This window comes from Paenibacillus sp. XP01, from assembly GCF_057364885.1.
Window position 1 is genome coordinate 3,432,998 of the sequence record NZ_CP139481.1, and the last position, 24,350, is coordinate 3,457,347.

Sequence of the window (24,350 nt, forward strand, 5' to 3'; positions counted from 1 at the left end):
GAGGTGCGGAAAAGCACATGGAACAAGCGCAGCTGGATCATGATGGGCATGGTCTGCCTCCTGTTGTTCAGCCAAGCGGCTGCACCGGCAAGTGCAGACGGCAAGCAGGATGCTTACCAATACTCCTACTGGGGCGATTCCGTTCCGGCGCCGGCGGCGTATGAGGCCACGTCCATCATCACGGGCAATAAACTGGACACCGGTGCGTTCAAAGAACCGAGCGACATGCATGTCACAGCGGATCAGCGTGTGTTCGTACTGGATTCCGGCAATGGCCGCATCGTGGAGCTGGATCGCGATCTGAAGCTGGTGCGGACGATTGATTCCTTTGAACGGGCGGGCAAGGAGGAGCAGTTCAACAATCCGCAAGGGATCTATGTCAGTAAAAAAGGAGATCTCCTCGTTGCGGACACCGACAATCACCGGGTCGTTCATCTGGATGAACAAGGCCATCTGGTCAAAATTGTGGCTGAACCAAAATCGGATCTGTTACAAGCGGATTTTCAATTCAAACCCGTGCGGGTTGTCATGGATCAGGGAGAACGGATTTACGTCATGGCGGCGGGTGTATTCGACGGATTCATGGAGTTCAGTGCGGACGGCACATTTTCCTCCTTTATCGGAGCGAACAGGGTTCAGGTTGATCCGGTGGAGTATTTGTGGAAACGGTTGGCCACGCGCGAGCAGCGCAGTCAGATGGTGATGTTCACGCCGACGGAATTCACCAACCTGGATCTGGATGAAGAGGGGTTCATCTACGCCACAAGCGGCGACCGCGGCAAAGATCCGATCAAGAAGCTGAACGCCCAGGGCACCGATATTTTGCGCAGACAAGGGTATCATTACCCCCAAGGCGATCTGATGTACACGAACGAAGCAGGGCCTTCGCGCCTGGTTGATGTAGATGTAGGAGACAGCGACATGTATTCCGTGCTCGACTCCAGCAGAGGACGAATTTTCACTTATAACGGCGACGGATACCTGCTCCATATTTTTGGCGGCATTGGCAATCGGTTGGGACAGTTTAACACGCCGGTCGCATTGGAACGTGCAGGAGACCGGATGCTTGTGCTGGATAAGGCGCTCGGTGAGATTACGGTATTCCAGACAACGGAGTACGGTCGCACGTTGCATGAAGCGGTACGCAGTTATTACAACGGCGACGAGGACCAATCCTCGATGCTCTTCGCCAAGGCTGCCGAAATGAATGCGAATCTGGAGTATGCCTATGCGGGCATTGGCAAATCGCTGCTTCGCCAGAAGGAGTATGCCGAATCAGCGCAATATTTTAAACGGAGCATGGAGCGGCAGGGGTATTCGAAAGCATTTCTTCTGTTCCGCAAAGAACTGATGCGCGAGCATTTCTCGTGGATGATGTCCGGTTTATTCCTGGCTGCAGCTGCGTTTGTCACCGTCGTCATCGTTCGCAGGCATAAAAGGAGGATAACGAATGCAAGCGCCAAGTAAGCAGCTTTACCAGTATCCGCTGCATCTCATCTTTCACCCTTTCGACGGATATTGGGAACTGAAATATGAACGCAATCAACGAACGACATTGCTGATAGCCTGCATGATCATGCTGCTGCTGGTGGTTACCAAAATTTTGCATGCCCAGTACAGCGGCTTTCTCATTAATTTTAACAATCCCAAGTATTTGAATAGTCTGCTTGAAGTGTTGTATGTCGTGATCCCGATCCTGTTCTGGTGTGTGGCCAACTGGTCGTTAACCACCCTGATGGACGGAGAAGGCAAGTTTTCGGAAATTTTTATGTCAACGTGTTTTGCACTGGTGCCGCTGCTCCTGATTCATTTTCCGTGGATCTGGCTGAGTCTCGTCATTTCCGCGCAGGAAGCAGCCTTTTATTATTTCTCCAATGCGCTTGCCGTTGCCTGGACGGTGTATCTGTTATTCGTGGGCAACATGACCGTTCACCAGTACACGCCGGCGAAGACGGTGCTTACGATGCTGCTTACACTGGCTGCCATGGCTTTTATGGCCTTTCTGTGCCTGCTATTTTTCAGTCTCGTGCAGCAGATCGTATCGTTTGTCTTCACCATCTATCAGGAATTCGTGCTTCGGGGCTAAGGAAGGAGGACATCCAGTGAAATATGCTGTAGCGAAAAAAATAACCGGAATGCTGCTCATTGGCAGTCTGCTTCTAAGCGGTTGCCAGTTCTCGCCATCACCGCAAGCTCGCGAGGCGGCCGCTGTAGAACAGACCGATCTTCCCTCCCTGCCTCTCGGAGAAAAACTGAAATCTTCCTTTAGAGATGCTCGTCTTCAAGGCATGATTGGCATTGCCGGGAATGAAGCCTTACGGTTGTTTATAAATGAAGAGACTGCAGAGATTGCTGTCCTGCACAGAGAGAGCGGACAAATCTGGCGCAGCAATCCTGCAGACCGGGAGCAGGACGGAGTTGCGGCAGGCATCAACAAAGACCTCCTGTCGTCACAAGCAAGGCTCAGCTTCTTCAACAGCCAGGGCCAGAGCAGCACGGTGAACTCGTTTACAGATAGCATCGGACATAAGCAGGTTAGCTATGAGGCGATGCCAAACGGGGTTCGGGTTCACTATCAGTTCGGGAGCACCGAGCGCTCGATTGAAGACTTGCCGGTCAAAATCAGCAAGGAACGATTTGAGCAGAAGCTGTTGGCACAGCTCGACAAGGCCGGGGAACGCGCCTTGAAGATCGGTTATACGGAGGATAAGGACGAAGGTGTCTACGTTCGAATCGACAAGGCACTGCAGGGACTTCAGCTGTCCCGTGCCCTTAAGGCTTTTGACGCGGCCGGTTATACGGAAGAAGACCTGGCACAGGACAATGCCGAACATGGGATTGATCAGGAGCGCAGCGGACCGCGGCTCTTCATGATGACTTTGGAATATGAACTGGATGGCGAGAATCTGCTGGTGCGTGTACCTGCATCCGGCATTCATTTTCCGGAGGAATACCCGATCAACACCATATCCGTACTGGAATATTTCGGAGCCGGAGGGACGAATGAAAAAGGCTCCATATTTGTACCGGACGGCTCGGGAGCCTTGATCCATTTTAATAATGGCAAAATCCAGTATCCCGGTTATCAGCAAGATATTTACGGTCAGGACTTGACGATGAAGCTCCGGGAAGCCGGCTCGAATGAAACCAAAGCGAGATTGCCGGTCTTTGGACTGATTCGGGAAGAGGGAGCTTTTTTGGGAATCATCGAGGAAGGTGACGCTGTGGCCGTGGTGAATGCGGATATCAGCGGCAAGCTGAACAGCTACAACAACGTTTATCCCAGCTTCTATGTCGTGAACAAGAGCGATGTGACGCTTCAGGCCAGCGATATGGTGCGTACGCTTCCGAAATTTCAGAAGAGGCCGACAGCCTCGGACTTTGTTGTCAGATACGCTTTCGTTGGTGCGGAGAAGGCTTCGTACTCGGGACTCGCCGCATTGTATCGGAATTATCTGCTGCAAACCGGCGGACTTCCCGAACAGCAAGCAGGCGAAGAGCAGCCGGGCATTCCATTTTATCTGAAATTGATTGGAGGCATGACAACCCGGCAGCATATGCTGGGGATTCCTTACGATTCTACGGAGGCGCTTACGACCTTTGAGGAAGCCAAGCAGATCCTGTCCACGCTGAAGGAGAAGAACGTGTCGAACATTCAGGTTCGCTACGCCGGATGGTTCAACGATGGGCTGCATCACCGTCTGCCGGATTCCATCTCGGTGGACGGCGCGATTGGCGGGAAGAAGGGCATGCGTGATTTTAGCGATTATGCAAGGGAAGCGGGAATCGGGTTTTATCCGGATGTGGCTCTGCTGAATGTGCAATCCAAGAAAGGGTTCAAACCGTCCAGAGAGGCATCTCGAACGTTAACCCAAGAACCGGCTGTGGTATATCCGATGAATCAGGCTTTGCAGCAACGGGATCGGGACCGATCTCCATCCTATGTACTCTCGCCCAACAAGCTGAATCAGCTGACGGAAGAGATGCTGGAAGAGATGAAGTCTATTCAAAAAGAGGAGCACTCGCAATCACTGAGCCTGAAAGATCTGGCTGAGCAGCTGAATAGCGACATGAACCCGAAGAAGCTGCTGGATCGAACGGAAGCGTTGGGCGTGGTCACCGAAGCGCTGGAACGGATCAAACAGCAGGCAGGCTCCGTTTTAGCCGAAGGTGGCAATGGCTACGCACTGCCTTATGTTACTGGGTTGACGGATGCTCCGATGAGCAGCAGCCAATTCAAACTGGAGGATGAAGAGGTTCCGTTCTTCCAATTGGTCGTTCACGGAAATATCAGTTACACCGGCTCTCCATACAATCTCTCGACCTATACGAACCCGAGACAGTATGTATTGAAGCTGATTGAATATGGTGCGAGCCCGTACTTCGCCTGGTTTAATGCGCCGAACCATGTGGTCAAACAGACCGACTATGACGATCTGTACGCGGCAAACTACGAGCAATGGGTAGATCTGGCTGCCGAGATGTACAACGAGGTCAATCAGATCAATCAGCCATTTGCCGGGCGTTCCATGAAATCGCATGAATCATTGGCGGAAGGTGTGTATCGAACAACTTATGACGGCGGTGGCTTCGTGATCGTGAATTATAATGACTTTCCTGTAAAGGTTGAGAACCAAACCGTGGAAGCTCAAAGCTATATGACTGGTGGTGAGCAGCTCTGAAGACGCTCCTGAAATGGAAATGGGGAAGTCGTACGTATGCTCAACAGAAAGCCATGTGGGGCGTCATCTACGTGCTTCCGTGGCTGGTCGGATTTGTTTTGTTTTTCTTTATCCCGCTGCTGGCGTCTCTGCGTTACAGCATGAGTGCGATTCAGGCGAATGCGGAAGGCATTGCCATTCAATTCACTGGTGTCGCCAACTATATTCAGGCACTCACCGTCAATACAAGCTTTAACCGCGCGCTGATCGAGTCCGTTACCGATGTGCTCGTCAATGTGCCTCTCATCGTCATATTCAGCCTGTTTCTCGCCGTCATCCTGAACCAGAAGTTCAGAGGCCGGGCCGTGGCACGCTCCATCTTTTTCCTGCCCGTTATTCTGGCTTCGGGAGTCATCATGTCGCTGGAGAGCACCAGCTTGATTGATGCCGTTAATCAAAACAGCACCGGTGGAAGCGCACTGGGTACATTTGAGCTGGAATATCTGATGCTGGATGCCGGGGTGAGCGAATGGATCGTGACGTATCTGAGCAGTGCCGTCGATCGGATCTATCAGATCGTCAGCCAGTCGGGCGTGCAGATTTTAATCTTTTTGGCAGGCATTCAGACGATCTCGCCTCAACTCTACGAGGCATCCAAAATGGAGGGGGCCACCGGATACGAAGCCTTCTGGAAAATTACGTTCCCGATGGTCAGCCCGCTGATCTTTGTCAACGCTATCTATACGATTATCGACTCGTTTGCCAGTAACGCCATGACTGAACTGATCCGGGATACCGGATTCGTGAAGTTCGACTTCGGCCTAAGCTCTGCCATGGCATGGGTGTATTTCCTGGCCATTGCGATCATTCTCGTGATCGTATCCATCATTTTCTCGAAACGAGTCTTCTATCAAGATTAGAAAGGAGGACGTTCAGCGTGACCACTTCACGATTATTATCGCTGGAACATTGGAAAGGCTGGCTCTGGTCTGTCGTTCGATTTGTACTGATTACCGGACTTTCCTTTGTTATCCTCTTTCCGATATTCCAGAAAATCTCAACGTCCATCAAAGACAAGGGCGATCTGTATTCCGCGGTGGTGGTATGGATACCCCAAAATTTCTCGCTGGATAACTTTCAGCAGGCCATTCGGGTGATGGATTACTGGGCGACGCTGTTCAATACCTTCGCGCTGTCAGCCTCGACAACGCTCTTGACGACAGCGTCCTGTGCTCTTGCCGGATATGGTTTCGCACGATTGAAGTTCAAGGGGAGCAACTTGCTGTTCGCGGGCGTCATTCTCACGATTCTCGTTCCGCCAACGACCATCCTGATTCCGGTGTATTTGAATTTGAAAAGCTTTGACCTGATGGGCCTGATGACACTTATTGCCGGCAAACCGGTGAATCTGCTGAACACCTACTGGCCGTTCATTCTGACCGCCATTACGGCCAATTCGCTTAAAGCCGGATTGTATATTTTCATCTTCCGGCAGTTCTTCCGCGGCATCCCGAAGGAAGTGGAAGAGGCGGCTTATGTCGACGGGGCAGGCATCGGGCGAACCTTTGCTCGAATCATGCTGCCGAATGCGATTCCATCCATGGTGACCGTGATGCTGTTTTCCTTTGTATGGCAGTGGAATGACAGCTTCTACACGACCACGTATCTGACTTCGAGCAAGGTCATGTCGACCCAACTGTCATCGCTTCCGTACAATCTGGCCCAGCAAGTCAGTGATGGCGCCTCCAAGGCTGACCCTTTCTATCTCAGCATGATCCAGGATACGGGGATATTGCTTGCCATTCTGCCTTTGATCGTCATCTATCTGTTCGTGCAGCGTTATTTCGTGGAAAGTGTGGAACGTACGGGGATCGTTGGCTAACGTTTGGCCGGTACAGTAAAACCGGAGACTTAAAAATAAACCGTGGAAGGAGGGGAATTCATGCAGCTGCACGGATGGAACGGGGTGCGGGAGCGGGCACCAACGGATATGAACGGCTCGTGAAAGCTGTGCTTGAATTCAACACATATCGAATAAGGGAAAGCCATCGATCATGAGAGGAGGATCCAAAGTGAAGAAGATGTGGATGTCTTGTAAACTTTTACTCGTTATGGCTTTACTGATCACGATTGCTCCATGGGGAGGCGGCCGTGTCGAGGCATGGGTGGGCATGCCTATGGGGAAGCTTCACGTCAGCGGCAAACATCTGGTGAACAGCAACAATCAGCCTGTGCTTCTGAACGGCTGGCATCAACCGTCAGGTGCCTACTGGACGTATCAGGACAGCAATTACTATCTTAATCTGCACGACAACAACCGTCATGCGGCTACACTGGCCTACCTGAAAGACATTACCGATACGTTTGCGGACACAAGTCCGAAATACGGCAGCAATCATGGCTGGAATATGAATCAGGTTCGTCTGTTCATTGATCGTCAGGACATGGGTGATGTGGCGGCGGGTACATACAATTTTGCCGGTGTGCAGACCGTTACGCAGAACGTCATTATCCCATACATTCAATATGCCAAAACAAAAGGTGTATACGTTGTCCTGGGTCTTGACTTCACATTGAAGGATGACCAGGCAACGACCGCTGCCAATCTGCAAAAGTTCAATCAAATCTGGGGTTATCTCGCCTCCCGTCCAGAGATTAAAAGTGCGGACAATGTCCACTTCGAGCTGATTAACGAGCCGGTGAAGTCATACGCGAATGGACATTGGGGCGGCTACAACGGGGAAAACGACTTTGTCGATCACTGGAATGATCTGCGTAACTTTCAGAATTCCATCATCTCGACGATTCGCAGCCAAGGCGCGGACAATGTGATCTGGGCGGCAGGTCTGGGCTACAACCAATTCTATAGTCTGACGGCAAGCCATCCTTTGACCGACCCGCTGAACAACTACGGATATGCCGTGCACTGGTATCCTGGTTACGGCGCATATGATAACTTTTCGATCTTGCAGGATCAATGGAATACGAACGTCAAGGCGGCCGCAGACAAATATCCGATCAACATTACCGAAGTAACCTGGTTTAAGAATAAACCCGGCGACTCAGCATACTGGAACTTGTTTAATGGCAGCAACGAAGGTTTCGGCACCAATACCAAAACCATCTTCAATGCGGCAGGAAACGTCAGCATCGCTGCCCATATGAACGGCTTCATTCTGGAGCCGGGTCAACGCAGCTCTTTTGCCGACCCTACGGCAGGACTGAAATGGGACGGGGATGCTTCGCGGAGCGCGATGGGCCGTTTCCTGTTCAACTGGTATCATGAACGTGCACAAACGTATCCCGGCGGCGGAAATGGTGGTGGACCGACAACCGGGCTTGTATCAGGCGCAACGTACAAAATTGTAGCCAGACATTCGAATAAGGTCATCGATGTTCCCGGCGGGCAAAACCAGAACAATCTGCAGCTCCAGCAATGGAGCGATCTGGGCGGCAATCCGCAGAAATGGGTTCTGACTTCGATCGGTGGCGGAAGCTATACGCTGACCAGCGTGAACTCTCCCGATAAAGTGATTGATATTCGCAACGGTACCCTCACAAACGGCGAAGCGGTGCAGCTTATGAGCAATCTGAACACGACCGCGCAGCATTTCAAAATCAACGATCTGGGCAATGGGTACTGGAGTATCATCAACGTAAACAGCAACAAAGCGATCGAAGTGGCGAATGCTTCGTCGTCAGACGGAGCAAAGCTGCAGCAAAACGATTATACCGGCGGGCTCCATCAACAATGGAAATTTGTTGCCGTCAGCAATTAACATCCATGTAAAAGAGGACCTTTCCGGCCGTAATGCCTGAAAGGTCCTCTTTTCGTTGAAATTTCGGCCTGCGTGGTGCAATGTGATGCGTGTGATTTCCATTTGCGATGATTCATTGTCGGATAATCAATATATGCGATATCTGCCGCTTAAAGCCAGCAGACTGAAGAAATATAGGCAATTGTCGTAGTATCGGCGTTCTCCTTGTCGCAGCGGCGTGTTCCAGAACCGGCGAACGAATGGTTCGACATCCGGACCGTCCGCAGCAAGCGAAGCCATCGCGTTCGTGGCGAGCAAGCCTACAGGATGCAGGGAAGGTTCGTCGAAGGGTTCACCTTCGATGGTATATCGACGATATTCGGATACGTCAATGCCGCTGAAGAAGGACTGAATCCGATTGGATTGTTCGACCTGCCACGGATCTTTGCGGAACCATTCCCAATCCAGAGCAATATTTGCCGCAACCCGGTAAGCATCGCTGTAAAAATGTCTAAAATCACCATGCGGCTGAACCGGAGCGGGTGAGCCGTCGTAATTCGCATATTCAGGCGAAAGCCCGGTTACAGGATGACAGGCGGTATGCAGATAAGCCCGACTTGCCGCTGCTGCTTCCTTCCAGAAGGCTTGATCCCCCTCATCCGCATATATTGCGAACAGTTCGTAGAAGTGGGGGAGATGGTAGGATGGATCGCTGAATGGTGATTCCGGAACAAACTTGATCAGCCGGGTATCCGGGTCCCACATCGGATCCCCCTCGCCATTTTCACCTTGATGGATGCAGGCGCGGAGAATTTTTCGGGCTTGTTCCTTGTAATCGTAAGGCACAGCACCATCACCCCAGCGGTTGGAGGCAAAGAACAGGGCCATGGCGAAAAACTCCTCGCCGTCAGGGGCAGGACCTTGCGACAGGCGGGTACCGTCAGGCTTGCAATGCCAAGCAAAATAATCCTTGTATCGGCCTTCGGTATGCTGCATATACGTACGCGAAAAATTCCAGAGTCGATCAAATTCTTCTTTCTTATCCATTTGCACGGCCATCATCATGCCGTAAGACATACCTTCCGAGCGTACATCGTGGTTACCGGTGTCGAGGAAGTACCCTTTGTCCTCACCCATCGGGTAATAAATTCGTGTATTCTCGTCTCCATAGAACAGCTCGTTCCATGTCTGCTCCAGTTTTGCCTCAATTTCCTTCTCGTCATAGCCCAGTTCCAGGAACAAATTCCTGTATGCTCCCGTATGGAACGCCCCATTTTCGTTGGTAGCCATGGATATCCTCCTTCGTTGGTCACGTTTAGCCAAATTATAGCATGACAGGCAGTACCCAAATTAAAGCGTTTTCTTTGAAAAGCACGGATCATTGCATCCTGATCTTTTGGCGCAATCGATTCAGCACTGCCTTGCAGCATTGGCTATTGTCATCGCTTTGCCGCTGATGCTTGTGTTGACATTCCCCCATGTAACGTTCTGCAAGCGCACTCATCACCCACATTGCGGTTTTACTTGGAACCTTTAAACATTTTTCTGAAAACAAGGCTATACCCGTAAGCTAAAACGAAAGGCAGAAAGTAGGACAAAAACGTCCAGTAAATGTTCCAATCATTGAAATAGATGACCTTGCCCATTTGTTTAGCGATCCACTCCAGAATCGTTAAAATGAAGGATGATGCCAGTATTGTCGGCCAAGGCTTCATCCCTTTTTCAAGAATGGCATACATCATAAGACATCCGAACATCGGATATAAACCTAAATCCATAGGGAGGGCTGCATACGATTGATTGTTGGTGTTCGGGAGGATATTCCAAAAAAAATTAAAACCCACATTGTTGACGCAGCTGGAGGCGGCCACTCCCAGCGGATAAAAAACAACTAGGATGCTGAGGTTTCTGCGCAGAATCCATCCGCCAATGATCACGGGAATTACAAAAGCGATTATAAAATTACTCAGCATGCATGCAATCACTCCCCGAAGTATTTCATTCGAATCAATTTCTTATTATTGGCTTCATCGAACCGTTTCATAATGGATCAAGGCAAAAATGCAGAAAAAACAGTTGATTCAGAGTCTGCAGCGAAGAGCAGGAGGTTAGAGTTGAAAAACCATAATTGACATATTATTACACGTAAAGTATAGTGGGCTGTGTAAAGTTAACTTTACATTTTGGTTTTTGGAGGACTAACGTGCAAAACCATATCCGCGCTAAGCGCATGGATGCGTCATTGACGCAGGAAGAATTGTCTCGTCTGCTCAAAGTGTCCAGGCAAACGGTCGTTTCCCTGGAAGCAGGGAAGTATAAACCTTCGCTTGTGTTGGCACACAAGTTAGCCCAAACCTTCAGGTGCAGCATTGAGGAATTATTCATTTTCGAGGGGGACGAAAACATTGAATCCTGAAGTCATGAACCAGATTGTAGGCGTCGGAGGGATCATAGCAGGGATGCTTGCAGCCATAATCACGGTCATCGTATCCCGGAGCAGGCTCAAAAAGCGGTACGAACTCGATGAAAGGTACATGTATTGTATTACCAAATCAAAGGCTTTTTCATGGAATGCTACAACAGTCACGCTTGCCGTTGCTTGGATTGTCGCCATGGTTATGGAAGGAGTCTCTCTATCGTTCTTTATCATTACGGGTATATTCGTCGTTCATTGTCTGTCCTCGATCGGCGCGAATCTGTATTATTCAGCAAAAAACTGACGTTATGCATAAGTTGGATCTCTGTAATGACAGGGATCAAAGGGGAGAAGGGATACGGATTCATGTTGATCAACCACAATAATCTTGAAGAGTATCGAGACCCGATCAATTATGATCTTGAATTCGGCGGGGATACACCAAAATACAATTTCTATCTTGAAGCTGCCAGATCGAGCCCGGGCGAAGTGTTAGAGCTTGCGTGCGGTACAGGATTGGCAACCATTCATTTAGCAAAATCGGGGATTCATATAACCGGCGTTGATATTTCTGCAGCGATGCTTGAGTATGCGCGGTTTAAGGCTCAAGGCTTGCCTGTGGAGTTTATTGAAGCGGATGCTCTTACCTTCGATTCCGATAAGCGCTTTTCTTTGATTTATTTAACCGGAAATGCATTTCAAGCATTTTTGAGCGAAGAAGATCAAGTGGCCTTGCTCGGAACAGTGTACAAACACTTAAAGCCCAATGGAAGATTCGTTTTTGAAACACGGAACCCCTCGGGGACCGATTTATCTGACGAAGAGGAAACAATCTGGGGAGAATTTACGGATCAGGATGGAATTAAAGTCAAGGTATCCGGAACGCAATCCTATGATGCAAGGAACCAAATCATGCACTGGGTCACTTTCCGCGATTGGGGATTCAGGAAAACAACTTCGCGAATTGCATGTCGTTTTACGGATAATGATACGCTTAAGCATCTGTTGACCAGCCACGGCTTTACGATTGAAAGCCAATATTCAGACTGGGATAAAACACCGTTCACGCCTTCGTCTTCTTCCATCATCAGTGTTTGTCGAAAAAAACAAGGTGAATAGTTCCGGTATGCTGAGGAAGCAGCTGATGCATATTATCGTGGACAAAGAAACAGACGATGCAAAGTCGCTAAAAATAGCGATTGTCTCTTTAAAGAATGGAACCACGATCTAGTCCCGAGCTCAGGTCAAGATCGTGGTTCCGTCATTAACATTCACGAATACGGAGACGGGTGGGTTGATCTTTTTGGGATAGGCTTCCGATATCCGCGTACCCTATATTCAGAATTGCCGCTATTCGCTCATGATCCCGTATCCCCAATCTTTGGCGAACCGTCTCGTCATAGATCCAGCCCTCGATGCAAACCTCAATGCCTATGCCGTTGTCCATCCCGAGCAGCTTTAAGTTTTGAATCAAGCAGTAAACGGCGGCCAAATCTTCCGCTTGTTTATGCATGGCGCCTTCGGCATTCGCAATGGCGACAAGATGCGCCGGGGCTTCGCGACGGTGGAGAGGCAGTGCTTCTTCACGGTGTTTGCCTTCCACGAACAGGAAACGCCAGGGTTCCCGCAGACCATCATTCGGTGCCCATACCGCTGCATCCAATAGACGCAGAATCGCTTCAGGGTCGACCGGTTTTGGTTCGAAGGAAGGAAATCGATCGTTTTTGTGCAATACATCCGAAATTAACATGATCTTCTGCTCCGTTTCTTTAAGTGATATAAGCCGGGGAAGTTAAATCAAGATTGGTATATAATTGGTTTATATTCGTTGTTATACGAATAAATCAGAGATGGGAACGAGTGCATCAAATCGTTCAGGTTTGCGGCCAGCGACTCCATTTTTTTGCGGCAGGCGTCCGTTTGCGGGGACGGGGTGTTTTGTCAATGAAACCAAAGATCAAAAGACCGACCAATCGTTCACGTTCTGACATGCCCAGTTGTTCAAAAAAGGGCCTGGTATACAACATTTCATCTGTGCGCCAAAACATGCCGATCCCGTTTTCCCAAGCTAACAGCTGCAGGTTTTGCAGGTAAAAACAAACATTTGCATACTGCCGGTCTCGTTGCTCCGGCGAACCATGATCTTCCACAACAACGGCCACGAGGCCGGGAACCTCGGAAAAGTACTTCACCATCGTTTCCTTTAGGGGCTTGGGGGTGAGCTTGCCAAACCGGGTAACCGCAAAAGAATCCATCATATACCGGGAAAGACGAGTTTTGGATTCGTGCGACAGGGCCAACATAAGCGTCATGGCATTCAGCATTTGTGAGTCGCACAAATTAGACGCTTGATTCAATACATCCTGAATAAGGTGATCGGGCACAGGCTGATCGGAGAACTTCCGTATGCTCCGGCGTTCCCTAATGATGGATTCAACCTTCATTTGGAATCACTCTCTTTCTTATTGTTTCCGAAGAAAACATAATAATTTAGATGAATAAGTACATACTTTTAATTAAGACAATAATATTGTTTCATATGAAACAATATTATTGTACAGTGTGCTACCTGTAGTGTCAACCCGGGATTGCGACGTGAGGCAAGCTTGGATCATTGCGTTGAGAAGGCAAGCAGTTACAGGTCCTCTTTGTTTCTTAGGAAAACATGCAGTGATATAATAAAAGAAATAAGTCAAGGAGCCAAGCAGATCATGGAGACTTTAAATAAAAACAAAAACGCAATTCATGAAAGCTTCATTCAATTCCTTCAACACAAAGAACAATACGAATCTCGGATATCCGCGTCATACCTTGAGGATCTCCGAAAGCACATCGGTGCCAGCTTCAGCTTGAACATGACGGAACTGCATACCATTGCATGCATCGGAGAGCAAGAGCCGATCAATATCACGTCCATCGCGGAACGGATTCATGTAAGCAAAGGCAATACCTCCAAGATCGCCAATAAATTGCTTAAGGCTGGTTGGGTACGAAAAGCTCAGCTTAACGATAACAAAAAAGAAGTATACTTTCGATTGACGCCTGTCGGGAAAAAGCTGTTCGCTGCCCACGACGAGCTTCATGCGAAAGAAAAGCAGCGCATGTACGATTTTTTGGGTCAATACAGCAATGCCGAGCTTGAATTTATCAAAAAATTGTTCGATGATATGGCTGCCTTTTACCAATGAGAATAGGAAACGCATGTCTTTTGGGGCTTATGCCCGTGAATAACGTTTCCCATTAAGCAGAATATCCTGCAGCGAAAAGCGGGTTCGGAGCCCTCTTTGCTGCAGGATATTTTTTTTGAGCCGGCTACTGCCTCTCTTGTCGGATTACTCCCAAACGCTGCTGCAGCTGATTGGCGTAGAAAGACAATTCGGGCTCCGCAGCCAAATCCCGAAGCAATGCTTGAATCAGAAAAGTCCGCGGCTTGTCCCCGGCCAACTCCTCCTCAAGCAGCATTGCCACTTCTTGAAGCTCCTTCTTTCGGGCATTCGGAACATACAGATCAGGAATGGTCGATTGTATGGTTCGAAACAAGGTAGAGATTCTGCCTGAATTTGTGGGTACCGCTGAACCCAAATCCACTTCCTCGTATTCTTTCATAAGCTCGGGTGTTAATAAGGGCAGGGGAGAAGCTTTGCCCAGGCCATCCACCAAATCATCCATCCGTTCCGCAATAAATACCGCCAGTTTTTCGGCCGGGATCGGTTTGTATGCAAACAACAAATGAAAAGTATACTCCCGAACAAGACCGCTGAACAGGGCTGTCACGTCCCACTTCCAATTCGAGATGGCCGAACCGTATTGCCTCGACAACAGATTCTCGTAGTAGTTGAACATTTGAACCTGAATCTGATGAATGAGAGAGGAAATATTGTCGCTGCCTCCCGGAGGAAATTCATTATAATCCCGGGAAATATAGTAGCCATGGCGGCCAAAGAATTGAAACAAACACGTAATTTCGGATAAGTACGTTTCCCGGCGTGGCAGTGCCAATTTACGAATTCGCTCCACCCCATCCATCATCGATTGCTGACGTTGTTTCAAAATGCTGACGAACAAGTCTTCTTTGGATTCGAAAAATTTGTACAGAGATCCTTTCGCGATGCTGCAATCGTCTGCGATGTCTTGAATCGACGTTGCCCGATAGCCTTTTTCCATAAAAAGGCGGACGGCGGATTGGATGATTTTGTCCTTCAATAAACTCATGTTCAGTTCTCCTTATCACTCGTTACGGATCAGGTTTAATGCCTCTCCAGCTCCTTAGTCAAGTATAACCAATATTCGAAGAGCAAAAAAGAAGGATTGCTTCGGGGACGCCTAGATCAAAGCGAGCCATAACATGCAAATTTGCAATAGAGCCAGTACATAAATAAGCCAGCCGGCACCTTCCCTCCATCTGCGATAGAGCAGAACAATCATCAAGACAGGAAGAGCAAACAAGCCGACCCATCGACTGACAAACCTGTCGGCTTGACCATTCGTAAAGTGAATGGGGAGCTCCGATGGAGCAAACCATACCGCAATGATGGCCGCTAGCAATGCCAGCACTGTGACGAGAATAGGCGTTTTGGGATTAAAGAGGAAATTGATCATGTTCATGTATCCTTTCGTTTGAGTCATTCACAGAGGAAGAGGAGCCTTTCTTTGCGGACGGCGTTTTTTTCTTCAACAAAAAGCTGCATACCAATCCCACCGTCGCGATGCAAGCGGCCAGCCAAAATGTGTCACTAAAAGCAGCGGTGTGAGCATCCATGGCAGACAGCTCTTTGCCTGCGTTATTCGTGATGCGTGACGAGAGATAACCCGTAAAACCGGCAATCGCAAAGGATGACACCACTTGTTGGGAAGCGCTCGTTAGCGGAGTAACCCGGCTAACCATCTGGGGCGGCGTGGCGTTCAATACGTAAGTGTTAAGCGACATCATTGACAGCCCCATCCCTGAACCGAGCGCAAACAAAATGAGCATGATGAAGGAAGGACCGTAATCCGTTCCCACAATCGACATGGCAAAAAGCCCGCCTGAGATCAGCAGCATGCCCACAGTCAATGGAGGACGCGCCCCCATTTTGTCAAACCATTTTCCGGCCAATGGCATGAAGATCATCGAACCGATCGCCTGAGGCAAAAGGTGAAGGCCTGTTGCCAGTGGTCCCAATTGCTTGACCTGCTGAAGGAGCAGCGGAAATAAAAGCACGGTACCGAACAGAGCCGTTTGCATGATCCAGGAGGTTATTATTCCGATCGTAAACGGCCCGGACTTCATAACGCGCAATTCAAGAAGCGGTGCTCGCTGCACTAAACAGGAGATGACGAAGAGTGCCAGCAAAACGGTACCCGCCGACAAGCCCCAAAGAGCGTATGAAGAGGCCAAGCCGCTCCCTGCTTCACTGAAGCCGAACGTCAGACAAGCAAAAGCAGCAGGGCCGAGAAATAAGCCCAACACATCCAAACGAGGGTTTGCTTGGGATTGGAAGGAGGGCAGGTGCTTCATGCCGATCCATATTCCTGCCAACCCGATCGGAAGGTTAATCCAGAAAATCCAATGCCAGCTCACGTATTCAACCAACCATCCGGATATAACCGGCCCGAGGGCAGGAGCGAGAAGCATCGGTATGCCCAGCATGCCGATAATTGACCCACGTTTGTCAGGAGGCGCCAGGCGATACACCATCGCCATTCCGACCGGAGAAACCATTCCTCCTCCTAAACCTTGAATGACCCGAAAAAGAATGAGCTGTCCGGACGTTTGAGCAAATGCGCACAGCAGAGAACCAAGCGTGAAAAATCCGATGGAACTCAGGAACACTCGCTTAGCGCCAAATTTGTCCGAAAGCCACCCTGCCAGTGGAATGACTGCAGAGAGAGCTAACGTATAAGCGGTGACCGCCCACTGCATCGTTTGGAGCGTAACGCCGAAATCCCGCACCCAAGTCGGAAGGGCGACGTTCACCGCCGTACTATCCAGAATAACCATAAACGTTCCGATGACGATCGCGATCAGCGGCGGTAGATACGGTCGAATGGAAAATGAACTTTCTTTGGGCTGTTCCTGAAGTAATGAATGTTGAGACATGCATGAATACCTGCTTTCATGAGGATTTGACGGGACGAGGCTGGCCGGCTTCAGCCCGTTCCGCAAGGCATATTTTCGCCTTTCGTAACCTATTAGTTTTATATAAAACCCATAAGTCACGATACATCATATCCTTCACATGACGTTGTGTCAATCATCAGACGAAGCGATAAAACACATTTTTGAACATATGGTTCTTTACAAAACCGATTAGTCAAATTATGATGGTTATTAGTTTTCAAGAACGAGTATCGGTGTAAATACTTTACATGAATGTGAGATCAGAAAGTAGGAAGCGAACATGGACAAGAACAACAAAGAGCACGGCATCATATCTTCTTTTGACGGGTTGGGCAACTTCAGGGACTTTGGGGGTTATAACACGACCGACGGCAAGAGAGTGAAGAGAGGGCATCTGTTCCGCTCGGACGATTTATCCAAGCTTTCGAGAAGGGACATTGCGCGGCTGGAACAGACCGGCATGCAATTGATTTGTGATTTGAGGACGGAGACCGAACAACAGTCCAAAAAGAGCCGCATGCTGAATCGGGGGATCGAGGTCGCTAATCTGCCTATGCAGGACAAAAGCCAAGCGTTTACCAGGCTTGAATTCATGAAATATTTGATCCGGCATGGGAGCGAGATTAACTTTGAACAACAGATGAAGGACATGTATTTTCATATGGGGAACGGATCCCAATCCACGATCAAAAACATTTTCAGTTTGTTATCCAGGAAAGAAAAATTGCCCGTTCTGATTCATTGCACCGGAGGCAAAGACCGAACCGGATTTATCGTGGCGATCATCCAGCTTTTTCTCAACGTTCCGTATGATCACGTCCTGAAGGATTACCTGTATTCCAATGTACGCATTGGACCTCGCATGAAAAAAGCGGAGAACATGATTCGTTTCATGAGTTTTTACCGCGTGCCGGCAGAACGGATCAAACCTATATTGGAGGTAAGGCGCGACTATCTGGAGGATGTGCTTCAACCCATTCTGGCTCGCCATGGCACCATAGAAAACTATTTGATAAACGAATGCGATATTCCCGAAAAGCATCTTGAAACCTTCAAGGAACTCGTACTCGAATGAGGCATAACGGCAGCATACGTAGTACTTCTAGAAACGATAGGTTCTTGAAAAAACTAGTGAGTAGGATTACAATTGACACTAAATCCGGAATAACAGGAGGAACAGAAACAATGAATTCGATTGGAAAACAAGCATTGTCCAGATTCGTCAAAACAGGATTAGCCATAACTGTTCTCTTATCGCCAGTCTCATCGTTTTGGGTGGATACCAACCAGGTATCGGCCCAGTCTGCAGACAACGTTGCGTCCACGAACCTGAAACCCTTTTGGACCAAAGCAGTTGGTGACCTGAATCAAATGGACATAAAGGCCACACTAATCAAGAATGATTTATACTACACGGTTGGTGGTAAATACATTGCCTTTGATGCTTTGTCCGGCAAAACTCGCTGGACTTATCGGGCTGCTGCGTCTTCACAAACAGTTACGGATGGCCAATCGGTGTGGATTACGGATACAACGGGGCAGCTGCTGAAACTGAATGCAAAAACAGGTAAATTGCAATGGAAAGTTAAAACGCAATTACGCCCAGGAAAAGGGGAGAGTTACTCCAATTTCAGTTTGCATCTGGCGGATGGGGTGATTTATGTCGGGGACGAATATGGTCTAACCGCATACAACGCCTCAAACGGTAAAGTGAAATGGAAATTAAAAGGCGGCGAACATGGGTATAACGTTCTTCTTACCGGGAAAATGCTTGTCGCATCTACGACCATCTCGGGAGGTTTAACAACGAGCAGTTTGAAAGGGATCGATGCCGCGACCGGTAAAGTGAAATGGACGCTAAACGATGGGGACCATCAGGACATCCTGTATTCAAACGGAAAAACGTTTTACTCCCGTGACGTAACCGAAGGCATCGATGCCGGTTATGCGGCAAATATTGATGAAATTGAATTAAGCAGCGGAAAGATTAAGGCTACCCGTTCTTATGTCCCTGTAGACTTTGTGGAAGAACTTAGCGCGGTCGATGTCGTATCCGATGGAAGTTACTTCTATGTCATCGGCAAATACGATGAACGTCAAAAACAAGCGGTCGTTTCACGCTTTCCCGTGAACGATCCTTCCATCACCAAGCCCGATAAAACTTACGTTTTCCCGGTGTCGGTCGTGGATTGGTCAATTCCGGGCCGTGATGGCATTGCCTATGCCCGTTTAGGGAACGGCAATCTGGTGGCCATGGATACGAACAGCGGAAAAACGTTGGCCTCCGTATTGTACAAAGGGACCCCATTACCAACCCTCGTTGGCCAAGACGTAATGATAGTCCAATATGGCTCGAAAATCAGCGGAGTAAAGACCGGTCGCTGACCGATTGAAAACCAATGCTCTATTTGAACATGTCGTCCTTAAGTTTAATCATGATCGGTTCATTTGGAGTAAATTCCTTATGATGTGCCGGCAGCCCTCAGGGGCTGCTTTTTGCGGTGAAATGCTTGCTGACAGAGTTGATGCGGCACAAAAATGATCTTTCCACGAGTCCAAGTTTATAGTATTCTGTACATATAAGGGAGGATGGTAAACTGTGGCAATAGATCTGATTATTGGCGATGCCAAACACGAGCTGGCTTCTACCCGCCGCATCCTGGAACGCTTGCCCGATGAGCATATGGAATGGCGTCCACACGCTAAATCGATGACGCTCGGCGGGCTGACCACGCACTTAATCAACCTGGTAAACTGGCAAGTCGCGATTTTTGTTGGACCTGAACTGGATCTGGCGACTGTGCCGCCCAGACGGGAAGCTTTGACAAGTCGAGCGGATGTGTTGAACGAATTCGACGAGAACGCCGCAAAACTGGAAAAGCTGTTATCCGAATGCAGCGAGGAAATGCTGGGCGAGGAGTGGACCTTGCGAAGCGGGGATTATGTCATTTTGCAGCGCCCGCGGGCAATCGCATTGCGCACCTTCGGTCTTAGCCATATGATCCATCACCGTGCACAGCTTGGAGTTTACTTCAGACTCCTGGACATTCCCGTTCCTGGATTGTATGGCCCCTCGGCCGACGACAGCGTGAATTAAAAGAAAATTTGAACAGAACAGTCGCAGTATATCGGTTCGATGACCGATGTGCTGCGACTTTTTGGCGATTGACGTTAGTTGCTAAAGAGGAAAGGGAAGAGCAGGCTTTAAGGCATTCAACGGAAAGTGTGAGGTTAAGTCATGTGCCTAACTTTAATAGTATACAACATAAATATTATGTAAACCTAAATAGAAAAGAAACTACTGTGCATTACAAGGCATTGAATAAGGTGAAATTCAGATGAGGTATACACCCCGCATGACATGATGGTTATGCGGGGGTATCCATCGACTTCGTATCGCTTATATATAACCCGACATCAAAGATCCCATCCCATAATCCCTCTTCCGCTTTAGGCGGGGAACATCGGGTTGCCTTTCAAGCCAATCCAGAGCTCGGATGCTTCAAGCTGTCCGGCCAAATGAAACAGCCAGTCCTCACGACCTTTAGTCGCCATGATCTGAGCTCCCATAGGCAGGCCGTCCGGGGTCATGTGTATAGGTACGCTCATGGCAGGCTGACCCGTCAAATTGGCAAGCTGGGTAAATGGAGTATAGGTCAAGCTCGGCTCAAACATTCCATAAATAAGCTGCTGCTGCCGATCCTTGTCCAATTCGCTGACCATCATCAATTCGTCGATCCGTTTGGCATCGGCCGTTAATTCCCCGATTCGTGGTGCTGGAAAAGCGTTCGTGGGCGTTACGTAAAAATCATATCGTTCGAACAGCTTGGACATCTGCGCAGCGGCAACATCCCACTCAGCCAAACTGTGAACGAACTCGGCGGCAGATACTTTTTTGCCTGCCTCGGCAATGACCCAGGCTTCGATTTCCATATCTCTTGCGGTCAGCTCACGTCCGATGGAGCGTTCAATGGAGGAAACCATGGCGGCCATTTCTCCACTGTTCATCATGTAGTAATTTTCGATCAGACGAACGCCGTTGACGGGACTGAGTTTTTCTTCAACGTCGTGGCCTTGCTCTTCGAGCCAGCGAACGAGCTTGTACACCGCTTGTTTGGCTTCTTCGCTGACAGGTGTTCCTACAGGCGAAGCCGTAGTATATGCGATTTTCAGTTTTCGTTGGTGTGGATAGTTCATGTCTGCCAGGTAACTTCCCGGAAAAAGAGGGGCGTGGAACGCCGCTTCCGGCTGGACGACTTGCAGCACGTCCAACAGTGCCGCACTGTCGCGAACGGTGCGGGACAAGGCAAAATCGATGGAGGCGCCCTGCCATTGACGGCCTGCGCCTGGACCAACCGGCGTCCGGCCGCGCGTAGGCTTCAGACCGAACAGTCCGCTAAACGCTGCAGGTATGCGGATCGAGCCGCCGCCGTCGCTTGCACCTGCCAGTGGAACCATTCCCGAGGCAACGGCTGCCGCCGCTCCACCGCTGGAACCGCCTGGCGAGTGCTCCGTGTTCCATGGATTGCGCGTCGGGCCGTGCAGGCTGGGTTCTGTGATGTTTTTCAAGCCGAACTCCGGCGTATTGGTATGCCCGATAATAATAAAACCGGCCTCACGCAGGCGTTGGACGAAATTGGAGCTGCGCACAGCGCGGTGCTCGCTGAACAAACGCGAACCGGAAGTGAGAAGCTCGTTTTCCAAGGATTGCGAAATGTCCTTCAACAAGAGCGGTACGCCGGCAAAAGGTTGTTCCCCCGGCCTTGTCTGGTTGGCTTCCTGCCTTGCGCGTGTCTCATACGTGCGGATCACGGCGTTTAACCGGGGATTGAACTCGTTCAGTCGGGCAAATGCCGCATCCAATAGCTCGTTTGGCGATACTTGCCGCGCACGCACAAGCTCTGCCAAACCGACGGCGTCATAGGATGTATATGGAAATGAAGACATGTGTATCGTTCCTCTCAATATGTATTGGGCTGAGCATGTTCCATAGCCATCGTACCATCAGGCGGACGAAAAGACAAAAGCGCAATGTAATGCGATGCTGCACGTTCAACCATAAAAAAACACTGTTTGCCCAGAAGGAACAAACAGTGTGGATATACAAATCATGCCATTAATGATATGCTATGTTGATTCACTCTGTGCGAAATCTTCGCGCAGCTTCAAGGTTGGTGTTGGATGGCGAGCGATCTTGCTGTCTGGAGATGGCGAACAGGGCGATCCAGATCAGGACGAAACCGATGAGCTGCTCCCAAGTAATCAGCGTACGGAAAGCGATCCAGTTCACCAGCACGCCTGCCATCGGAAAGCTCAATTCAGCCAAAGTAGCCACCGATGCCTTGGTCGAAGAGAGACCTTTATAGTACAGCAAAAGACTCAACAATCCAGGCAGCAGCGCTTGGCCCAAAATGTTCAGGATGACCGCAGCCTGGGCACCCGTACCTGAAGGGAAGGACCATGGTGCGCCTTCATTCCAGGTCATGAAGATGAGCAGCGGCAGGGCAACGACGAAACGAAGGGAGGTTACCGTTTCATACCGCGTTTGTCCCAGCATTAGCCGGCCCATAACCGTGGAGCCTCCCCATAGCGCGGCAGCGCCCAGGGACAACAAGCTGCCTGCATGGACCCAGCTGTCCCATCCGGCCGAGGGGAGCGTCAATCCAAAGGTCAGCAAGTAGGTTCCTGCCAGCGCAATGATGAACAACCCGCCAAAGCGGCGCGGCAGCGATTCTTTTAACAGCAGCTTTGCCATCACGATCGCGAACAAGGGCTGCATTTTTTGCAGCAGCAGTACCGTGTTTGGATCATTATGAGTGAGGGCCAGCGTGAATAACACCGTGGCAAGCGCAGAACCGCCCCAGGAAATGAAAATGACGGCAATCCAATGGCGTGCGCGCAGATTTTTCAGGTCGGCCCTGAATTTCCAAAGTACGGGAAGGGCGATCAGGCTCACAATGATATGTTCCACCAGGACGATCTGGGTGGAGGTCATCGTTTCGAGCAAAAGAATGCGGAAGAGAGGGTCGACGCCCCAGAGGGCAGCGCCTAGCACAACCAGCCAGAATCCGGTGTTGCCTCGTTGCTTGGTCGGAACGTTTGATGCAGTTTGATAGTTTTCCATATTCAGGACTCCTTCGTCAGAACACGGAATCTTCAGTTGGCAGATTCGACAAAAGCCCCCGTTTCGGCGTACGCCAAATAACGGGGGCTCACACGCATGAATATGGCGTCGGGAAAAAGGCGTTCCCGAGAACGGCCGTATTCATGTGTTGATCTTCTCTCATCCGGACTATACCGTCGGCCCTGGAGTCGCACCAGGTCAGTCGCTGTCCAAAACTGGTCAAACAGCGAGTCGCGGGCTAGTTCCGAAGAACATCACCGCCGGTTGGGAATTGCACCCTACCCCGAAGATCCTATTCGATTGGTTTATAGGTTCGTTACACAAGCTGTAACATCAATAGATTCATCTTAAATGTGAAAGCGCTAGCAGTGCAAGAGTTTTTGCAAAATAAATATTTAATTTCCATAAGAATAATCGGAATAATACGCTGGAATATCGTCAAATCGTTGAAAGGTGCTTTAGACGAGCATAAACGTTCGTTTAAGAAATAATTCGGAGCTTAAGGGGTTGCTGAAATGGAAGTCGTAGGTATTTTGGGAGTCGTACATGATGAAGAGCTGCGAGTGCAGCACCATTTAACACTTGAAACCATAGAAAGGTTAATTGTTGATTTTGATCCGGATGTAATCTGCGGCGAGGTTTTGCCTTCCAGTTTCGAGAAATACAAAAAGGAGCCTGCAAATAGAGGGTACTGGGGCGAACCCCCAAGCGAATATTACGACCTGATCTTTCCGTTATGCGAAGAAAAAAAGATCAAGTTTGTTCCCGTGGATTGGGTGGAACTTGATGTTTGGAACGATTTCGATCCTTTGCGAAGCTATACCGGGCCCGAAAAAGAACGGTTGGAGAATGAATTGGATCATTGGTGGCACAAACAGCTTGCGGCTTCCGGTAAGGGTGCTATTCCATTTAATACGGAAGCATTCGACCATGTGACCCGACTGAAATATCAGTGGCTGAAAAAGTTGGATCCAAAAGCGCATGCCATACGATGGGAATGTCGGCATGATATCATGCTTCAACGAATCATAAACGCAATCAAAGACAATGCGGATGCACGTATGTTGTGTATTGTGGGTGCCGATCATAATCATGCTTTGCATGAGGGACTCATGCCGTTGAATCATATACAGCTTATCTATCCATTGAAATAATGGTTATCCCATGGATTGAACTGATCTTATTATTGGATGGGTATTCATTCCATGATTGTGCGTCATTAACAAGTGCTATATAATCGTTATATCCTTGAAATAATACACTCATAATCTTGCATCCATGAACAGACAAC

23 protein-coding genes and 1 riboswitch are annotated in these 24,350 nt (G+C 49.3%); of the genes, 14 read left to right on the forward strand and 9 right to left on the reverse strand.

The genetic code is table 11. The features are described from left to right. The first annotated feature begins 3 nt into the window (after positions 1 to 3). The 6 genes from SNR34_RS15640 to SNR34_RS15665 all read left to right on the forward strand — a co-directional run bounded on the left by SNR34_RS15640 (position 4) and on the right by SNR34_RS15665 (position 8,440). Positions 4 to 1,467 carry an NHL repeat-containing protein gene (locus SNR34_RS15640; protein WP_343260565.1) on the forward strand — a complete coding sequence of 488 codons (1,464 nt, stop codon included), beginning with the start codon at positions 4 to 6 and terminating at the stop codon, positions 1,465 to 1,467. Continuing rightward, a complete protein-coding gene (locus SNR34_RS15645) occupies positions 1,451 to 2,086 on the forward strand; it encodes a Yip1 family protein (RefSeq protein WP_236414140.1) in 636 nt (211 codons plus the stop codon). The genes SNR34_RS15640 and SNR34_RS15645 overlap by 17 nt, the downstream gene beginning before the upstream one ends. Positions 2,087 to 2,102: 16 nt before the next feature. Beyond that, entirely contained in the window at positions 2,103 to 4,682 is a 2,580-nt protein-coding gene (locus tag SNR34_RS15650; protein ID WP_486182367.1) for a DUF5696 domain-containing protein, read from the forward strand. 53 nt (positions 4,683 to 4,735) lie between these two features. After that, positions 4,736 to 5,581: a carbohydrate ABC transporter permease gene (locus tag SNR34_RS15655; protein WP_486182368.1), complete on the forward strand. Its 846-nt coding sequence runs from the start codon at positions 4,736 to 4,738 to the stop codon at positions 5,579 to 5,581. Positions 5,582 to 5,598: 17 nt separating this feature from the next. Beyond that, positions 5,599 to 6,543: a carbohydrate ABC transporter permease gene (locus SNR34_RS15660; protein ID WP_339278245.1), complete on the forward strand. Its 945-nt coding sequence runs from the start codon at positions 5,599 to 5,601 to the stop codon at positions 6,541 to 6,543. A 199-nt stretch (positions 6,544 to 6,742) separates the two neighbouring features. Next, positions 6,743 to 8,440 (forward strand): RICIN domain-containing protein, encoded by a 1,698-nt coding sequence (locus SNR34_RS15665; RefSeq protein WP_486182467.1) that lies wholly within the window; start codon positions 6,743 to 6,745, stop codon positions 8,438 to 8,440. Between the two features lie 126 nt (positions 8,441 to 8,566). Here SNR34_RS15665 and SNR34_RS15670 read toward each other — a convergent pair whose 3' ends face one another. Both SNR34_RS15670 and SNR34_RS15675 read right to left on the reverse strand, forming a co-directional pair. Continuing rightward, positions 8,567 to 9,709, reverse strand: a complete 1,143-nt coding sequence (locus SNR34_RS15670; RefSeq protein ID WP_486182369.1) for a family 8 glycosyl hydrolase — start codon at positions 9,707 to 9,709, stop codon at positions 8,567 to 8,569. 230 nt (positions 9,710 to 9,939) lie between these two features. Next, the gene (locus tag SNR34_RS15675) at positions 9,940 to 10,392 is read right to left on the reverse strand and encodes a CBO0543 family protein (protein ID WP_486182370.1); all 453 of its coding nucleotides are present in this window, start codon (positions 10,390 to 10,392) and stop codon (positions 9,940 to 9,942) included. A 230-nt stretch (positions 10,393 to 10,622) separates the two neighbouring features. Here SNR34_RS15675 and SNR34_RS15680 point away from each other — a divergent pair, with 230 nt between their 5' ends. Genes SNR34_RS15680 through SNR34_RS15690 form a run of 3 tightly spaced genes read left to right on the forward strand, consistent with a single transcriptional unit; the run spans position 10,623 to position 11,954 of the window. Continuing rightward, a complete protein-coding gene (locus tag SNR34_RS15680) occupies positions 10,623 to 10,835 on the forward strand; it encodes a helix-turn-helix transcriptional regulator (RefSeq protein WP_236414160.1) in 213 nt (70 codons plus the stop codon). Further along, positions 10,825 to 11,139, forward strand: coding sequence for a hypothetical protein (locus SNR34_RS15685; protein ID WP_343260559.1), 315 nt, complete (start codon positions 10,825 to 10,827; stop codon positions 11,137 to 11,139). The genes SNR34_RS15680 and SNR34_RS15685 overlap by 11 nt, the downstream gene beginning before the upstream one ends. Positions 11,140 to 11,165: 26 nt before the next feature. After that, positions 11,166 to 11,954 carry a class I SAM-dependent methyltransferase gene (locus SNR34_RS15690; protein ID WP_486182371.1) on the forward strand — a complete coding sequence of 263 codons (789 nt, stop codon included), beginning with the start codon at positions 11,166 to 11,168 and terminating at the stop codon, positions 11,952 to 11,954. A 145-nt stretch (positions 11,955 to 12,099) separates the two neighbouring features. On the opposite strand, the gene SNR34_RS15695 is transcribed toward SNR34_RS15690, so the two are convergent. Both SNR34_RS15695 and SNR34_RS15700 read right to left on the reverse strand, forming a co-directional pair. Beyond that, positions 12,100 to 12,585 (reverse strand): nitroreductase family protein, encoded by a 486-nt coding sequence (locus SNR34_RS15695; RefSeq protein ID WP_339278252.1) that lies wholly within the window; start codon positions 12,583 to 12,585, stop codon positions 12,100 to 12,102. A gap of 124 nt (positions 12,586 to 12,709) precedes the next feature. Next, positions 12,710 to 13,279: a nitroreductase family protein gene (locus SNR34_RS15700; protein ID WP_486182372.1), complete on the reverse strand. Its 570-nt coding sequence runs from the start codon at positions 13,277 to 13,279 to the stop codon at positions 12,710 to 12,712. A 411-nt stretch (positions 13,280 to 13,690) separates the two neighbouring features. On the opposite strand from SNR34_RS15700, the gene SNR34_RS15705 reads away from it, so the two are divergent. Beyond that, entirely contained in the window at positions 13,691 to 14,023 is a 333-nt protein-coding gene (locus SNR34_RS15705) for a MarR family transcriptional regulator (protein WP_486182373.1), read from the forward strand. A gap of 124 nt (positions 14,024 to 14,147) precedes the next feature. Here the strand turns inward: SNR34_RS15705 and SNR34_RS15710 are convergent, their stop codons facing one another. The 3 genes from SNR34_RS15710 to SNR34_RS15720 form a co-directional block, all read right to left on the reverse strand. After that, the gene (locus SNR34_RS15710) at positions 14,148 to 15,047 is read right to left on the reverse strand and encodes a TetR/AcrR family transcriptional regulator (RefSeq protein ID WP_339278255.1); all 900 of its coding nucleotides are present in this window, start codon (positions 15,045 to 15,047) and stop codon (positions 14,148 to 14,150) included. A gap of 111 nt (positions 15,048 to 15,158) precedes the next feature. Continuing rightward, on the reverse strand, positions 15,159 to 15,461 hold the full coding sequence (locus tag SNR34_RS15715) for a DUF1648 domain-containing protein (RefSeq protein WP_486179547.1): 303 nt from the start codon (positions 15,459 to 15,461) through the stop codon (positions 15,159 to 15,161). Further along, the gene (locus SNR34_RS15720) at positions 15,415 to 16,914 is read right to left on the reverse strand and encodes an MDR family MFS transporter (RefSeq protein ID WP_486179548.1); all 1,500 of its coding nucleotides are present in this window, start codon (positions 16,912 to 16,914) and stop codon (positions 15,415 to 15,417) included. The genes SNR34_RS15715 and SNR34_RS15720 overlap by 47 nt, the downstream gene beginning before the upstream one ends. Before the next feature lie 301 nt (positions 16,915 to 17,215). Here SNR34_RS15720 and SNR34_RS15725 point away from each other — a divergent pair, with 301 nt between their 5' ends. The 3 genes from SNR34_RS15725 (at position 17,216) to SNR34_RS15735 (ending at position 20,032) form a co-directional block, all read left to right on the forward strand. Beyond that, entirely contained in the window at positions 17,216 to 18,010 is a 795-nt protein-coding gene (locus SNR34_RS15725; RefSeq protein ID WP_236414172.1) for a tyrosine-protein phosphatase, read from the forward strand. Between the two features lie 110 nt (positions 18,011 to 18,120). Next, a complete protein-coding gene (locus tag SNR34_RS15730) occupies positions 18,121 to 19,320 on the forward strand; it encodes an outer membrane protein assembly factor BamB family protein (RefSeq protein WP_486179549.1) in 1,200 nt (399 codons plus the stop codon). A 214-nt stretch (positions 19,321 to 19,534) separates the two neighbouring features. Further along, positions 19,535 to 20,032, forward strand: coding sequence for a DinB family protein (locus SNR34_RS15735; protein ID WP_236414174.1), 498 nt, complete (start codon positions 19,535 to 19,537; stop codon positions 20,030 to 20,032). 353 nt (positions 20,033 to 20,385) lie between these two features. Here the strand turns inward: SNR34_RS15735 and SNR34_RS15740 are convergent, their stop codons facing one another. Both SNR34_RS15740 and SNR34_RS15745 read right to left on the reverse strand, forming a co-directional pair. Continuing rightward, entirely contained in the window at positions 20,386 to 21,882 is a 1,497-nt protein-coding gene (locus SNR34_RS15740) for an amidase (protein WP_486179550.1), read from the reverse strand. Positions 21,883 to 22,072: 190 nt separating this feature from the next. Beyond that, entirely contained in the window at positions 22,073 to 23,059 is a 987-nt protein-coding gene (locus tag SNR34_RS15745; protein ID WP_486179551.1) for a DMT family transporter, read from the reverse strand. A gap of 147 nt (positions 23,060 to 23,206) precedes the next feature. Further along, positions 23,207 to 23,354: riboswitch (FMN riboswitch) on the reverse strand. A 220-nt stretch (positions 23,355 to 23,574) separates the two neighbouring features. Here SNR34_RS15745 and SNR34_RS15750 point away from each other — a divergent pair. Further along, complete coding sequence (locus SNR34_RS15750; protein WP_486179552.1) at positions 23,575 to 24,213, forward strand: hypothetical protein; 639 nt, start codon at positions 23,575 to 23,577, stop codon at positions 24,211 to 24,213. The last annotated feature ends 137 nt before the right edge of the window (positions 24,214 to 24,350 follow it).

Excerpts from the sequence above, each read along its gene's own strand:
- SNR34_RS15645 (WP_236414140.1), top strand. The coding sequence starts at position 1,451 with ATGCAAGCGCCAAGTAAGCAGCTTTACCAGTATCCGCTGCATCTCATC.
- SNR34_RS15655 (WP_486182368.1), top strand. The coding sequence starts at position 4,736 with ATGTGGGGCGTCATCTACGTGCTTCCGTGGCTGGTCGGATTTGTTTTG.
- SNR34_RS15665 (WP_486182467.1), top strand. The coding sequence starts at position 6,743 with ATGTGGATGTCTTGTAAACTTTTACTCGTTATGGCTTTACTGATCACG.
- SNR34_RS15670 (WP_486182369.1), bottom strand. The coding sequence starts at position 9,709 with ATGGCTACCAACGAAAATGGGGCGTTCCATACGGGAGCATACAGGAAT.
- SNR34_RS15675 (WP_486182370.1), bottom strand. The coding sequence starts at position 10,392 with ATGCTGAGTAATTTTATAATCGCTTTTGTAATTCCCGTGATCATTGGC.
- SNR34_RS15690 (WP_486182371.1), top strand. The coding sequence starts at position 11,166 with ATGACAGGGATCAAAGGGGAGAAGGGATACGGATTCATGTTGATCAAC.
- SNR34_RS15695 (WP_339278252.1), bottom strand. The coding sequence starts at position 12,585 with ATGTTAATTTCGGATGTATTGCACAAAAACGATCGATTTCCTTCCTTC.
- SNR34_RS15700 (WP_486182372.1), bottom strand. The coding sequence starts at position 13,279 with ATGAAGGTTGAATCCATCATTAGGGAACGCCGGAGCATACGGAAGTTC.
- SNR34_RS15705 (WP_486182373.1), top strand. The coding sequence starts at position 13,691 with ATGACGGAACTGCATACCATTGCATGCATCGGAGAGCAAGAGCCGATC.
- SNR34_RS15710 (WP_339278255.1), bottom strand. The coding sequence starts at position 15,047 with ATGAGTTTATTGAAGGACAAAATCATCCAATCCGCCGTCCGCCTTTTT.
- SNR34_RS15715 (WP_486179547.1), bottom strand. The coding sequence starts at position 15,461 with ATGACTCAAACGAAAGGATACATGAACATGATCAATTTCCTCTTTAAT.
- SNR34_RS15720 (WP_486179548.1), bottom strand. The coding sequence starts at position 16,914 with ATGTCTCAACATTCATTACTTCAGGAACAGCCCAAAGAAAGTTCATTT.
- SNR34_RS15725 (WP_236414172.1), top strand. The coding sequence starts at position 17,216 with ATGGACAAGAACAACAAAGAGCACGGCATCATATCTTCTTTTGACGGG.
- SNR34_RS15730 (WP_486179549.1), top strand. The coding sequence starts at position 18,121 with ATGAATTCGATTGGAAAACAAGCATTGTCCAGATTCGTCAAAACAGGA.
- SNR34_RS15740 (WP_486179550.1), bottom strand. The coding sequence starts at position 21,882 with ATGTCTTCATTTCCATATACATCCTATGACGCCGTCGGTTTGGCAGAG.
- SNR34_RS15745 (WP_486179551.1), bottom strand. The coding sequence starts at position 23,059 with ATGGAAAACTATCAAACTGCATCAAACGTTCCGACCAAGCAACGAGGC.
- SNR34_RS15750 (WP_486179552.1), top strand. The coding sequence starts at position 23,575 with ATGGAAGTCGTAGGTATTTTGGGAGTCGTACATGATGAAGAGCTGCGA.